Origin of the sequence: Photobacterium sp. Alg240-V54, from assembly GCF_900537155.1 — a bacterium.
In the GTDB taxonomy this organism is placed as follows: Bacteria; Pseudomonadota; Gammaproteobacteria; order Enterobacterales; family Vibrionaceae; genus Photobacterium.
The window spans coordinates 481303-495356 of sequence record NZ_UNRL01000001.1 but is presented as its reverse complement, the minus strand read 5'-3'; the positions used below and the strand labels follow the sequence as shown (position 1 = coordinate 495356).

Here is a 14054-nt window from a genome sequence, read left to right as displayed (position 1 = left end):
GCGTACATAAACCATGTACGCTGAAATCATCAATGATGGTGTTGCGTATTATGGCTCACATCATGTGGTATATGATTATCATCACCGCTGTATGTTGCCGCTTTAACAGTAACATTGACCGTTATTTCTCCGGCATGCTTAAAGGTGAGGGTGAGTGGAAACTGCGAATCAATCGATGGCACTTGTGTAAGATTAAATAACATTACATGTAGACCACCAGGGACTAATTGCTGCTGTTGTTCAGCTGCAACATCAATTGCCTTAACTTGACGCATTTGCATCAATCCATTGTCATTATTGTGGGTATGTAACTCGACTATTTCGGCAATAGGTGAATGTGCTGCAATAAGCGTATCGTCAACATCGCTATGATTAATAATGGATAAAAAAGCCGCTGCAACATTGGATGTAGGTGGAACCGCTTTTGACCAAGGATGCGCTATTTCGATTGTTTTCGCTGTGACTGCGGTTGAAATTGAAAGTATTGCAGTGGTTAATAGAGCAATAATTACTTTAGACATACAATGGTTCTCCTTTTCCAATTATATGAATTTAAGCGCTTATTAAGAGTGTAGCATTAGAAAAACAGCTAAGCATACTTATTGCTGAATGAGCAGTAATAAGTATGCTTGATAAAGCCGCCACAATAATTTTCGTTGATATGAACTCAGAAATGTTAGTGTTAAAATTGTGCTCGTAACAAGATTAATTGAGACTATTATTTTAATATTGCGTATTCTGTGTACAGAAATTAATCAAAGGGTGAATTACAGTGAAAACAACTGAATTTTCTGCACTTGATGACGATAATGCTCAACATGAAGTATCGTTTTCATTACACGCAGAAAAACGTTCAGGGCATAAAGCGCCACCGGCGAATACCCCTGATTTTAGTCAACCAGCATCTCGCTCTGATGCCGTTAATGATAAGATAGTGACTGAAACTATGACAAAGCCACGCTCTAAGCGTTTAACTGATTGTCCCGCTTGTGATGGTAGTGTTTCTCGCCGTGCCCACTTTTGCCCTCATTGCGGAGAGCCTGATCCTTCGCGTCACATGCAGCGGACACAATGGTTATCTCGTATAGTGTGGACGATTATAATTGTTGCGGCAGGATGGTATGCTTATACTTCTTTAGTGCCATTAATCGTTGATCGTCTTAAAGGTTAACTTAATTAACATCGGTATTAAGCCGTAATGTTAATATAAGCACCAAAATATTTACCCCAATAGTCGGTTTATGATTATTGGGGTTTTTGTTAATGTGTTTTCTGCATACCACGGGTTTGATTCATTGTGCGTGAACCGACAGTACCATAACTGTTAATATCGTAGCGATTAGGAGAATAACCGATACGAGAACGGTAACGACGATCGAGTGGATATAAATTAATATTGTAATTATCAATAAGTTGTTTAATCACCACATTCATTTCTTTTTGTGGTGTGTTTTGGGATCGTAAATAGTAATAAAGGTTTTCTGCGCGTTGTTGATCCATTGTGTCCTCCAAATAGGAAAGGTTGCTATTTCAGCAATCAGGAATACACAGTAAAGACAGTTAAATAACATCAAAGAAGTTGATGTTGTGTGACTTATTATATTTAATTTTAAGTAAATGATAATGACTGCAAACGTTAAATTAGTTTTACTTGCGAGTAATAATGTATTGTTAATTACGACAAGTTTTTACGTATTTAGATGTTGTTTATAATTTTGTTTGCTTAATAGCCCTATCACATTAACAATAATGATGTATCAATGAGGAGTTCTATAAATGTTTAAGCAAAGTACTAAAATAAATATTGTCAGTGTTAGTATTGGGATATTAATTTTACCGTGGTTACCATTACTTATTAGCCAGTATTCATTGCTTAAAATGATAACCGACGCAATTAGTGGAATTGCGTTTGCATTCGCATGGGGGATGGGTTTACCTACGGTTATTAGTTATGTTGCTGCAATAATTATTTTATTGGCTCCTGCTGCGTTAGCATTTTATTGGGTAAAACATACTTTACGAATGATAACCAAAGCTTAATTTATTCTGTAATAGTACGATGAAATAGCCACTACTACAGAATATTTAATTAGAATCATAGCTCTTTCTAGTTGGAAATAAATAATTTAGTTTTCGCTGATAGTAATAATACTGAATTTTTGTTCAGGATAACGACGATCAAGTTCTTGCTGTGCGTTTTTTTGTGATTCTGATTCGCTTATCGCATTGATATTACATTGGCAAGGAATATCAAAATATGGTGATACAACATAAGTGACTTTAAAATTTTTCATTGTCAGTAGCCTTCATAATTAAGTTTAATAACTAAACGAATTGGCTGTAATTCTACAAAGAATGTTGGGTTTTTAAATTGATCTGGCAACGGAAAAAAATGCTTTTAAGCGAATAATACAGCAAACTTACATGTCATTTTTATCGCCAATGTGGTGGGTATTTTTACGATGAATAGTTTGTATCGATAAAACAAGAAGACCATAATTGATCTCCTTGTTTTACATTATATGCTCAATCTAATAAAAACTTATGCACCTTCAAAATGATAAGTCATATCTGTGGTGTATGTCATTTTAGTAAATAAAGTATTGGTTAATTGATCGGTCAATGCCAATGCATCTGCAACAGTTGTCTTCTCAAATTCATTGATCAAGGCTTGTGCTTGTTTAGGCTGACGCTTGTAAATTTTAAGGTAATGTTTTTCAAGTTCACGTTGCTTAGTAGCTGTTTGTACTTCAAACTTATGATAAGCCGTTTGTACGATAGGAGAGAATACTTTCCAGTTGGTCATTGCTAACGTTTGCAGCTTACGGAATGCCCAATTAGCAGATGCGCTATCAGCTTTATCAGTACCAATAGTTAATGCATGTGGAACTTCTGTCATACCTTGGTAATAAGGAATGTAAACCCCAAGCGCACTCATACCGTATGAAATGTAAGCGACATCACCAATGGCGGTAGGTAAATTAGGACGCACTTGCAATACGTGTGATTCTTGGGTGCGGAATACCGAAATAGGGCGGTAAGCTTCTTTCGGGTTTTGGGTTGCATAAGGGTCGTGTGATGTGCCTTGGTAATGATTACGTAGACCCTGTTCAACATCAGCAACACTGAGTTTTCTAGTCGGTTTTAGAAAAACAGGGAACGTTGTGCCTTGATCGATTTTAGTGGTTAAGCCTTGGGTATACATATGCTGTAACGTCCACACGCGTGGATAGTTATACGTCACATCGTTAGGTGTATCTTGTGAGTAAGCAGCGTGGAAGTTAAATGGCTTGCCTACTTCTGCTTTATATAAACCATGTTGCTTAGCAAAACTGACTAATGTTGGTGATGCCATGTAATTAGGGTTATTAGGTAAGTAAGTCGTTAAACGTCCTTGGTTTGCTGAAACGAAGTATTTATTCGCAGGAATTTTCTCTGCCATCCATTGGTGACCGCTGCCACTTTCTAAATACCAAATACCGGTATTATCAACAAATGCGACCCCAAACCCTTCCGCTGCACCTTGCGTTTCAATGATCTTACCAAGTAACTCTACGCCTTCTTTTGCAGAGTGGATACGCGGTAAAATCACGTTTTCAATTGCATCTTCACCAATACCCGTTTTGGTGACATAAGGATCGGCTTTAAGAGCTTTGGCGCCATTATAGATAGTTTCTGTAGCAGACATACCGACGCCAGCAGAGTTAAAGCCGACTTCGCCCATACTCTTATTATTGGTATCAAAATCTGACATTGACGTATATTGCAATGCATCTTTAGCTGCAGGGTAGGTGAAATTATTTGCATTACCGTGGAAATCACTTTTTTGAATTTTTTCAGCGGGGTGAAATACAAAATGTTTAGCGTTGGTTGCTTGGTAATCTTCATTACGAGCAATAATGTAAGAACCATCTGTTGTTGCCTGATTACCAACTAAGATAGTAGTACAAGCACTGGCAGGCAATGCTACTACTGCAGTAAATGCCGCTGTGATAGCAGAGGCTAAAAAGGTGATTTTTTTCATGTTCTTCATAATATCGGGTGAATAATATGATAGTTATACGGGGAAAGTTAAGCTGTTTTTGTGAGCAGTATCACCTTTGCGTATTCCCTGTGAGTATAATAATTTTGCAGTTTTATATTCGATTTTATTGTGGGCCATTAAAATGCTCGTAAATAGTTTAACCTCATACGTGAGATGATAACGGTTATTACTCGGGCTTGATGAATTATTGATGTATGATGAAATATATGAATTTATTATAAATATCAGTGATGTAATATCATTTTATAGGGCCAATGAGGATCAAAGTCACCTATGAGCAATAAAACCATCATTATGAGTGCAATAACTGCGCTATTGTTATCTGCCTCAGTACAAGCATCTGAATCCTTTGTTTTACAGCCAGTTAGTGATGCGAACACGGTAGCACCATCAGTTAAATTTGATGATAGTGGTCATTATTTTATCGGTGTTACGGGGGGGACAAGTGATATTAGTATGATTGCAATTACCACTACTAGCAGTAATGATCGCTTCTCTTCGCCTGATGCAGCAGGTTTTGTTGGTGCAAATATTGGTTATTATACGGCTGGTGGCGCAGGACGACTTTATTACAGCTGGCAAAAAATGACAGCTGATTCTAATTTAAATGGCATTAAAGCCATTGAAACAGATGTGACACTGCACTTATTAAATGCTGATTATATTTTCCGCGCTGATAAAAGTATTAATCCATTCATTGGTGCCCATTTAGGTTATATGATCGCTGACAGTAAAGGCCACCAGTATGGCTCACATAGCCAGTCAGGAGAAGTGCTTGGTATTCAGGCTGGTGTTGCATGGCGGATCTCAAATAACATATCTGCTGAAATTGGTGTGCGTCATACTGCAACACAAGGTGAAGATACTAAACCCTGGTCATCAAATAAAATCATCTCGCAAATGAAAAGTGTTTCAACCGGGTATGCATCATTAAATTACCGTTTTTAATATGCTTTTTTTATTTGTTGGTGTGGTTTCGATGAATATTAAATTTGATTTAATAATGATTGAGGCCATTTTATTGAAGGGTGGATAAACAGAAGGTTTACTCACCCGTTTAGCCGCGTATAATGCATCCCCCTAGTAAACGACAACCATTATCAATAAAGGACTTCACCTTGAAGCTATTCGTTAGAGATCTCACTGTAATTGACGCATCTTACTTGTGCCCACAACGGGGAATGGTGGGTGAGAGTTGGATTCTTGATGTGGTGATGTCGGGTGAGTTGAATGAAATGAGCATGGTGCTTGATTTCAGTCGCGTAAAAAAGCAAATTAAACAACTCGTTGATCAATATGTTGATCACCGCTTATTGATTCCTACTGCATCAACTGCCATTCAAACCGCAGCTACTAAAGCGGATTACATGACGGTTGATTTAGTCAGCGAACAGCATGCGATTCACTTACATAGCCCAGAACAGGCATTTTGTTTTGTTGATGCTGAAGCTATCACTATTGAGACCGTAACTGAGCATGTACAGCAAGTGTTGCTTGGCAATTTACCAAGTAATGTACAAGGACTAGAAATAACCTTACGTCACGAAAATATTGACGGTGCATTTTATCATTATAGCCACGGTTTGAAAAAACATGATGGTAATTGTCAACGCATTGCTCATGGACATCGTTCTCCGGTTGAGTTAGTAGTTAATGGTCAACGTAATGCTGATTTGGAGCAACAATGGGCACAACGTTGGCAAGATATTTACTTAGGCTCACAAGAAGATGTTATTAGTGTCAGTGAGTTAAATTTAAGTGCCGCCGCGGCAAATATTAATGATGAAACACACTATGGTTTTCGTTATACCGCGCCACAAGGTGAATTTGAATTAGCGATCACAAAGTCAGTGACTGAAATATTAGCCACTGATACCACGGTTGAGTTGTTGGCTTGCTATATTGCAGAACAGCTGAAACCGCAATTAGTAGCCACAGATCGACTTGATGTTTTTGCTTACGAAGGTGTCGGTAAAGGTGCGATGGCAAGCATAGGCTAAATGTCTATTTTGACCATGTAGTTGATATACAGCATAAAAAATAAGCTCAATGTGGTATTTGTAGTAATACAAATATTGGATCGGGCTTTTTTTTGGTTAAAATTAAAGCAAAATCAGTGTAATAGTGAGATCTTTCGCACTAAATATAGTTTCTATCACCTAATAGTCAGTTATTTGTGCGTAAACTTAGAATAAGTGTCATAAACAAGAGGGATCGATTATGCCTTTAGCGCCTCTAACCAGTGACAAGCTGTATCGTATTGCAGCCCTAAATGGATTGAGTGATGCGTGTAAGTCAACTAAGCACCTTACACCATTAGATGAAATAGTAGGACAAGAACGGGCTCAACATGCAGTTGAGTTTGCGATGTCGATAAAAGAAAAAGGCTATAATATTTATGCCATTGGCCGTAATGGCTTAGGTAAACGCACCATGGTAATGCGTTATTTAAATCGACATGAGCCCAATGGTAATAGTCATACCTTGTATGATTGGTGCTATGTGTCTAACTTTGGTGACACACGTTGCCCGAAAGTATTAAAACTACCTGCAGGGGAAGGCTGTAGCTTTAAAAAAGACATTGAAAACCTCATGAAGCGATTAGTAAAAGCGTTTCCATTAGCGTTTGATAATGAGCTTTATTATTCGCGTGCTGAAAAATTAAAAGCTGAATTAGCGTCAAAGCAAGAAGCAACATTAAAATCTCTCACACAAAGTGCCGAAGAACGGGGTATTAGCGTATCAATCACCAATCAAGGTGATTATCAGTTAGTGGCAATGAATGGAAAAGAGCCGCACACTGAAGCCAGTTTCGCAGCCTTATCAGCAGATGATCAGCTCGCTTTTGAAAATACCATTAATGCATTGGAAGCTGAGTTGCGTGGTATTGTACGTAAGCTTACAGAATGGGAAGAACAATATTCAGAGAAGCAACAAAAACTCGATGAAAATATAGCTCAAGAAGTTGTTGGCCATTGTATTAAAGATCTGCAAGCAAAATATAAAAAAGTAGCGGATGTAAAAGCATATTTAGCTGATATGTATGCCGATATTTTAGAGCATATTGATATTTTTCTTGAGGAAAATGAAGAGCAAGTGGCACTCGCATATGCATCATTAGATAAAAAAATGCCGCGTCGTTATCAAGTTAATGTGTTAGTTCATCAAAGTGATCAATGTAAATTTCCTATCGAAGTTGAAGAAAGTCCCAGTTACCATTCGATTTTTGGTTATATAGAAAACGCGACCTATAAAGGTACCGTGTTTACTGACTTTTCTTTAATTCGCGCAGGTAGCCTCCATCGTGCTAATGGTGGTGTGTTGATGATGGACGCAGTAAAAGTGCTTGAGCGACCGTATGTTTGGGATGGTCTTAAACGTGCATTGCGAGCACAAAAACTAAATCTAAGCTCTCTTGAGCGAGAGGTTACGCTATCAGGTACGATTTCATTAGAGCCAGAAGCGATTCCATTAAATGTAAAAATTATTTTGTTTGGTGATTATCAAACCTATCAGTTATTACAACACTACGATCCAGAGTTTAAAGAACTGTTTCGTGTAACGGCTGATTTTGAAGATGATATGCCGCGTAATGATACTTCAGAAGAGCATTATGCACGTTTCATTGCCAGTATTGTGCATGATAACGATATGCTGCATTGTGATCGTAAAGCCATTGCTCGTATTATTGAATACAGCTCTCGCCAAGCCGATGATCAAAACAAGTTATCGCTACATTCGGCAGATATTGCTAATTTATTGCGTGAAACTAACTATGTTGCTCGTGCTTCTAATGCAACCATGATCCGCAGTAGTCATGTTGAACAAGCAATGTTAAATCAAGAACTGCGAGTGAGCCGTTTAAAAGATCATGTCATGCAAAGTTTCGTCACAGGCACCACACTGCTTGACGTTGATTCACAAGCTGTTGGGCAAGTGAATGCGCTGTCAGTGATCGCAACCTCTGATTATCAGTTCGGTGCGCCAAGTAGAATCACTGCTACAACCGCTTATGGTGATGGTGAAGTATTTGATATTGAGCGCAGTGCTGAGTTGGGTGGTAATATTCACTCAAAAGGGGTAATGATCCTCTCTGCATATCTGGCTTCTGTGTTTGGCAAAACAGCCAAAATACCGTTAACAACCCATCTTACTTTTGAGCAATCATACGGTGGAGTTGATGGTGATAGTGCGTCAATGGCGGAAGTGTGTGCGATTATTTCCGCATTTTCTGGTTTACCATTACGGCAAGATATTGCGATCACAGGCTCAATGAATCAGTTTGGTGAAGCGCAGCCAATTGGTGGTGTAAATCAGAAAATAGAAGGTTTTTTTGATGTTTGTGGTATTAAAGGACGCACGTCAGGACAAGGGGTTATTATTCCTGAATCTAATGTGCATAATTTAATGTTACGTAAAGACATTGTTGAAGCTGTTGAAAAGGGCGAATTTACTATTTGGGCGATAAGCCATGTTTCACAAGCAATTGAAATATTTACTGGTAATGCAGTAGGTGTGGAGGCTGAGCAGGGTTTCTATCCATCGAATACGGTGTTTGGTTTAGTGCAAAGTAAGCTCAATGCTTTGCGTCGATAACCATGTACCAATAATGCTATTTGCATGCTGAATACTAAAGCCGACTATGTAAAAATGGTTGGCTTTTTGCTTCATATCCCCAAATAACAGATATAAAAAATGCCGGCCTTAGCCAGCATTTTTTCATTTATCAATAAAGATAAATTATAGAGCTACAACGTTTGCAGCTTGAAGACCTTTTTGGCCTTGCTCTACTTCAAAAGACACTTTTTGGCCTTCAGCAAGAGTTTTGAAACCTTCAGAAGCGATAGCACGGAAGTGAACGAATACGTCAGCACCGCCGTTGTCTTGAGTAATGAAACCAAAACCTTTCTCTTCGTTAAACCATTTTACTAGACCAGTTGTTTTGTTAGACATGAGATGTCCCTTATAAGTTGAGATTAATTAACCGCTAAAATGCGATGTGCTACGTGGTTAAATTATTAATGTTACTGCCAATACAAGGGAAACACAGAGATACAAAACGAAAACGTCAATGTAGCTTTAGTTTAACTGTTACTTGGTGTTGCATTTAATAACTCTTAAACAACAGAGCGAGACGGATAATAGCAGCTGTGATGCTGATGTACACCTATTTTTGTAGGTTTTTTGAAAAATAGTAATTTTAAGGCAATGTTTTGTGATTTATATATTGTTATATTGTTGATTTTTAATGATTAAGTTTGGTTTTTAATAAATATTCTTATGCCGCTATTGTTGGCATTATCTTGCACATTCAACGGCATTAATATGCTAGAGTAGTAAAGTAGTTTAGCTTTTGTGGCTAGAGCGTTAAGCTAAATTGGTGATAAAATTATCGTTCATGCTTATGAATTACATAAATAAACATTAATATCAGATATGAAACGAAAACAGGGGAAGCAATAATGACTCATGAAACTAAAACAATGGAAGTACCTGTTGCTATCGCTGATAGAGTACAGGCTCTTATTGACGGGTTTAAAGCGAAAGAAATATTTAAGGCTGAGCGTAAAGCTGTCGTAAATAATTTTTTAGCGATGGATGGTCTTAGTTGCGAGATGGCTGTTTACAGTTTGCCGCAAAATGAGTTGCTTGATACGCTTCGATTTGTATATGAATTATCGGGTACAAACAGTAAATTCATCACAAATATCCTAATTCAATCAAGAGAAAATCCTAAGAAAGTCTTATCTGATGCGCAGAGAACGGCAGCTAAGAGTTTATTATTTAACTTGATTAATGACCCATCTGTAGTGTCTGCGATGAAAGAAATTTAATCGTTATAAATGATGACTGATGATAAAAAACCCGCATTGATTCTCTTATGATAAGAGTAGCATGCGGGTTTTGTTTATCGTTAACGGTTATCGCTGCTGTTGTAGACGCAGCTTTTGGCAGTGCTCATTGACCTCATCAAAATGACGTAAAGTCTTTTCATTGGGTTTTTCACCTTTTAAACTCACCACAACTAGCGCAATAGATGCTAATAAGAAAGCTGGAATAATTTCGTATAAGCTAAAGAAAGTTGAATTTGGCCATGCTGAATGAGCTGCAATCCAACCAAGTACAACTGCTGCACCTACAACCATGCAGGCGATAGCACCATGTGCACTACAACGACGCCAAAATAATGAGAACAACACCACAGGTCCAAATGCTGCACCCATACCAGCCCAAGCGTGTCCAACAATAGATAAAATCGTACTTTGTGGATTACTTGCAAAAATCATCGCTACTAATGACACTGCAACAACGGCTAAACGGCCAAGAAGAACTTGAGACTTTCCAGTAAATTTAATATCAAAGAAATGAGCAATATCTTCTGTTAACGCACTTGATGATGCTAATAATTGTGCCGCCACAGAACTCATGACAGCTGAAAGTACCGCGGCAATAAGAACCGCTGCAATCCAGCTTGGGAATAAGCCTTTGGCAAGTTCTAAAAAGATCATTTCGTTATCGAAGTTATGATGCGCACCTGAATAATACATCGCGCCAGTAATACCGACGGCAAATGCACCGACTAAAGAAACCACCATCCAACTCATACAAATTTTTCTAGCAACACTCATGCCTTTTACATCACCAATAGCCATAAAGCGGACTAAAATGTGTGGCTGACCAAAGTAACCTAGACCCCAAGCAAGTAATGACAATACGCCAATTGTACTGGTGTTATCACTAATAACTGAGAAGTAGTGAGTGGGTAATACACTTTGATTAATGGCTGGATCTAGGTTGTACCATGTCACTATTGGTGTAATTAATAGCGCAAAGAACATTAATGACCCTTGAAAGAAGTCGACCCAGTTAACTGCTAAGAATCCGCCAATGGCAGTATAACCCATTAAGAAGATTGCACCGATCCAGACTGCTTGTGTATAAGGAATGTGGAATAAGGTTTGAATTAAGAACGCACCACTTACAAAACCTGCAGCTGCATAAAGTGTAAAAAAGATAAGAATAACTAATGCAGTCATTAACCTAAGAGTACGATTATCACTGCCAAATCGAGCATAAAAGTAAGAAGGGATTGTTAATGCATCACCAACGTTTTCTGTATAAATACGCAGTTTTCGTGCAACAAAATGCCAGTTTAAATAAGCGCCAATGGTTAAACCAATCGGTAACCAAATTTGATCTAAACCTGACACAAATACCGCGCCAGGTAAGCCTAATAATAACCAACCACTCATATCTGAAGCGCCAGCACCAAGGGCGGTAACACCTGGACTTAAACTTCGACCGCCAAGAACATAATCGGAATTTCCTTCTGTTTTTCGTGCCGCGACTATTCCGATAGCGAAAATTATACAAAAATAAATCGCTAACACGATATAGTAAGTAGACATTGGATCTCCTATATTGCCTGATCAGTAAATTCTAACCAAAATAATTGGTTTGGGTAATTAGAACACCTGATACTGTTATTTACTGTTTCACTTAGATAGCTCAGAATCAGTTATTATTAAATATTTTTGATACCTGACTAACCCGTTGAAAGCATTAAAACGCAACACTTTATTCCAAATAAAACATTTAAATCCTAATAAAAATACCCAAAACAGATACAATAAGCAAATAAAATGTTAACAAATGAGTGCTAATTGACAATTTAATGACGAACTTTTTAAATTCACTAACAAATTAATTCAAAATAACTATTGATGTTAATTATTACTTTTATGATGAAATTCAATATATTTTTTAAAATTAGTTATTGATTATTTATAGGTGTAAATTGATATATATAATAATTTACATTAAGTGTTAGATATTATACTTGCTCTCATAAGTGTGGTTTTTACAATTATTGCAGCAATGAATCCTTCTTATAAATAAGCGTTTAAAGATATTTCTACGAATACGGTTTATATCAAAACTGCCGCAGTGTTTACATTGAATCATTATAGCTACCTTATTACTTTTTTATTATATGGTACATTATTCTGTATAAAGGTAAAGCTGAGATGTAGAAAGATCAAAATAACCGAGGTAATTGTTGATGTGAGTTTAAATGAGATGATTAAATAGTTTTATGTTCTAAATATTAAGATTTAGTAGTGAATACTTTGCTATTGGTGTAATAGGTAAAATAGCATAATTATTCAATTTGGTGTTGTTGGTGGTGATCACCAATTAGATCATCACCACTAATCAAACTTATTATGCACTGAGTATTGTTTTAAGATCTGCTTCTGGAGTTGATATTGAACGCATATCAAACTTTTCAGCAATGATAGCGAGTAAGTTATCGGTTAAAAATGCCGGTGCTGTAGGGCCGGTATAAATACCTTTAACCCCAAGTGCAAATAAGGTTAGTAGAATTACAATCGCTTTTTGTTCAAACCAAGACAGTACTAAGGTCAGTGGTAATTCGTTAATATCACAATCAAATTCTTTTGCTAATGCTAGCGCAAGTTGAATCGCGGAATAAGCATCATTACATTGGCCTACATCAAGCAGGCGTGGAATGCCATTAATGTCACCAAAGTTATTTTTATTAAAACGATATTTACCACAGGCTAAAGTTAAGATCAGTGAGTCTTGAGGGACTTGTGCTGCAAAATCGGTATAGTAACTACGTTCTGCTTTATCACCATCACAGCCGCCAACAAGGAAGAAGTGATTAATATTACCTTGTTTCACTTGATCGATAACTGCAGGTGCAGCATTCATGAGTGCATTTCGGCCAAAACCAATGGTGATCAGGTGTTCGATTTCAGTGTGCTGAAAACCGTTTAACGCTAAGGCACAGTCTATGACTTGACTAAAATCATCATCATCAATATGTGTAACCCCAGGCCAAGCTACAATGCTGCGAGTAAAGATACGATCAGCATATTCACCAGCATAGGGGTTGATCAGACAGTTTGATGTCATCACAATCGCACCTGGAAAATAAGCAAATTCTAGTTGTTGGTTTTGCCATGCTCCACCATAGTTACCGACTAGATGCGGATATTTTTTAAGTTCTGGATAACTGTGGGCAGGTAACATTTCACCGTTAGTGTAAACATTAATACCTTTGCCTTCAGTCTGTTGCAGGATTTTTTCAAGATCATGCAGATCATGACCAGAGACTAAAATACATTTACCTTGCACGGGTTTTACATTGACTTGGGTTGGCTCTGGATGACCAAAGGTATTGGTTTCACCTAAATCAAGCATTTCCATGACTTTGTAGTTCATTAGTCCAATTTCCATTGAACATTCAAGTAGTGCATTAAGATCGCTAGGATCTGTGCCTAACCAACCCATGATGTGATGGTATTGAGCATAAATCGCGTTGTCTGTTTGACCTAATACGCGCGCATGTTCCATATAAGCTGCCGCGCCTTTTAAACCGTAAAGGCATAATAGACGTAAGCCAATGACATCTTCATTTGTGGTTTCATAGCCGCGGTTAACAGCCATTTGCGGCGCACAAGCTAAAATGTCATCAGCGTTGCTTGGTAGTTCAAATTCAGCCACAACGGGAAGATTCGGTAGCAGTTGTTTGGCTTGTTTTGCTGCGGCAATGACGATTGTTTTCAAACGCATTTTATAATCAGCAGCAAGGTTGGTTAACTCAAGAATACGTTCACGATCAAAGTTAACGTTGGTCAATGTTGAAAAGAAAGCTCGTGGAGCCCAATGGTTAATTTCATCATCAATAATATTATACTGTTGGGCTAAATCAGCCCAAAAAGAAACCCCTTGTAGCGTGTAAACAAGGACATCTTGTAGATCTGAAATTTCAGCCGTTTTACCACACATACCTGCGGCATAAGCGCAGCCTTTCTTTTTGGGTGCTTCAAGAGTTTGCTCACATTGAATACAAAACATTAAAAATCTCCACAGCTTTGATTATTTTTATCATTAATTGTGAGTGCAAAGCATTAACTGTGCCATTTTTTAAGTTGTTGTAAGTTAATGTTTTATTTGAATTTTAGTGGTTGTGGTGATGTAA

13 protein-coding genes are annotated in these 14054 nt (G+C 37.6%); 6 read left to right on the top strand and 7 right to left on the bottom strand.

Features of this window, described 5'->3' with window-relative positions:
• Positions 1 to 29 precede the first annotated feature (29 nt).
• The gene (locus G6R09_RS02070; RefSeq protein WP_065168758.1) at positions 30 to 521 is read right to left on the bottom strand and encodes a copper chaperone PCu(A)C; all 492 of its coding nucleotides are present in this window, start codon (positions 519 to 521) and stop codon (positions 30 to 32) included.
• 251 nt (positions 522 to 772) lie between these two features.
• Here G6R09_RS02070 and G6R09_RS02065 point away from each other — a divergent pair, with 251 nt between their 5' ends.
• The gene (locus G6R09_RS02065) at positions 773 to 1171 is read left to right on the top strand and encodes a zinc ribbon domain-containing protein (RefSeq protein ID WP_235004354.1); all 399 of its coding nucleotides are present in this window, start codon (positions 773 to 775) and stop codon (positions 1169 to 1171) included.
• Positions 1172 to 1260: 89 nt separating this feature from the next.
• Here G6R09_RS02065 and G6R09_RS02060 read toward each other — a convergent pair whose 3' ends face one another.
• Positions 1261 to 1500, bottom strand: coding sequence for a hypothetical protein (locus G6R09_RS02060; protein ID WP_065168759.1), 240 nt, complete (start codon positions 1498 to 1500; stop codon positions 1261 to 1263).
• 276 nt (positions 1501 to 1776) lie between these two features.
• Between G6R09_RS02060 and G6R09_RS02055 the strand changes: the two genes are divergently transcribed.
• Entirely contained in the window at positions 1777 to 2040 is a 264-nt protein-coding gene (locus tag G6R09_RS02055; protein WP_065168760.1) for a hypothetical protein, read from the top strand.
• An 86-nt stretch (positions 2041 to 2126) separates the two neighbouring features.
• Here the strand turns inward: G6R09_RS02055 and G6R09_RS02050 are convergent, their stop codons facing one another.
• Together G6R09_RS02050 and G6R09_RS02045 are read right to left on the bottom strand one after the other, a co-directional pair.
• Positions 2127 to 2294: an addiction module component gene (locus tag G6R09_RS02050; RefSeq protein WP_107204573.1), complete on the bottom strand. Its 168-nt coding sequence runs from the start codon at positions 2292 to 2294 to the stop codon at positions 2127 to 2129.
• Between the two features lie 248 nt (positions 2295 to 2542).
• Positions 2543 to 4024: a C69 family dipeptidase gene (locus G6R09_RS02045; protein ID WP_163920261.1), complete on the bottom strand. Its 1482-nt coding sequence runs from the start codon at positions 4022 to 4024 to the stop codon at positions 2543 to 2545.
• A gap of 294 nt (positions 4025 to 4318) precedes the next feature.
• Here G6R09_RS02045 and G6R09_RS02040 point away from each other — a divergent pair, with 294 nt between their 5' ends.
• The 3 genes from G6R09_RS02040 to G6R09_RS02030 all read left to right on the top strand — a co-directional run bounded on the left by G6R09_RS02040 (position 4319) and on the right by G6R09_RS02030 (position 8641).
• Positions 4319 to 4993 (top strand): outer membrane protein, encoded by a 675-nt coding sequence (locus tag G6R09_RS02040; protein ID WP_163920259.1) that lies wholly within the window; start codon positions 4319 to 4321, stop codon positions 4991 to 4993.
• A 170-nt stretch (positions 4994 to 5163) separates the two neighbouring features.
• Positions 5164 to 6045, top strand: a complete 882-nt coding sequence (locus tag G6R09_RS02035; RefSeq protein WP_065168763.1) for a 6-carboxytetrahydropterin synthase — start codon at positions 5164 to 5166, stop codon at positions 6043 to 6045.
• 220 nt (positions 6046 to 6265) lie between these two features.
• The gene (locus tag G6R09_RS02030) at positions 6266 to 8641 is read left to right on the top strand and encodes a Lon protease family protein (protein ID WP_065168764.1); all 2376 of its coding nucleotides are present in this window, start codon (positions 6266 to 6268) and stop codon (positions 8639 to 8641) included.
• Between the two features lie 144 nt (positions 8642 to 8785).
• Here the strand turns inward: G6R09_RS02030 and G6R09_RS02025 are convergent, their stop codons facing one another.
• Positions 8786 to 8998 (bottom strand): cold-shock protein, encoded by a 213-nt coding sequence (locus tag G6R09_RS02025; protein ID WP_005372751.1) that lies wholly within the window; start codon positions 8996 to 8998, stop codon positions 8786 to 8788.
• A 509-nt stretch (positions 8999 to 9507) separates the two neighbouring features.
• Here G6R09_RS02025 and G6R09_RS02020 point away from each other — a divergent pair.
• The gene (locus G6R09_RS02020) at positions 9508 to 9879 is read left to right on the top strand and encodes a hypothetical protein (RefSeq protein WP_060997282.1); all 372 of its coding nucleotides are present in this window, start codon (positions 9508 to 9510) and stop codon (positions 9877 to 9879) included.
• 87 nt (positions 9880 to 9966) lie between these two features.
• On the opposite strand, the gene putP is transcribed toward G6R09_RS02020, so the two are convergent.
• Together putP and hcp are read right to left on the bottom strand one after the other, a co-directional pair.
• Positions 9967 to 11454, bottom strand: coding sequence for a sodium/proline symporter PutP (putP, locus tag G6R09_RS02015; RefSeq protein WP_065168765.1), 1488 nt, complete (start codon positions 11452 to 11454; stop codon positions 9967 to 9969).
• Positions 11455 to 12268: 814 nt separating this feature from the next.
• Entirely contained in the window at positions 12269 to 13930 is a 1662-nt protein-coding gene (gene hcp / locus G6R09_RS02010; RefSeq protein WP_163920257.1) for a hydroxylamine reductase, read from the bottom strand.
• Positions 13931 to 14054: the final 124 nt, after the last annotated feature.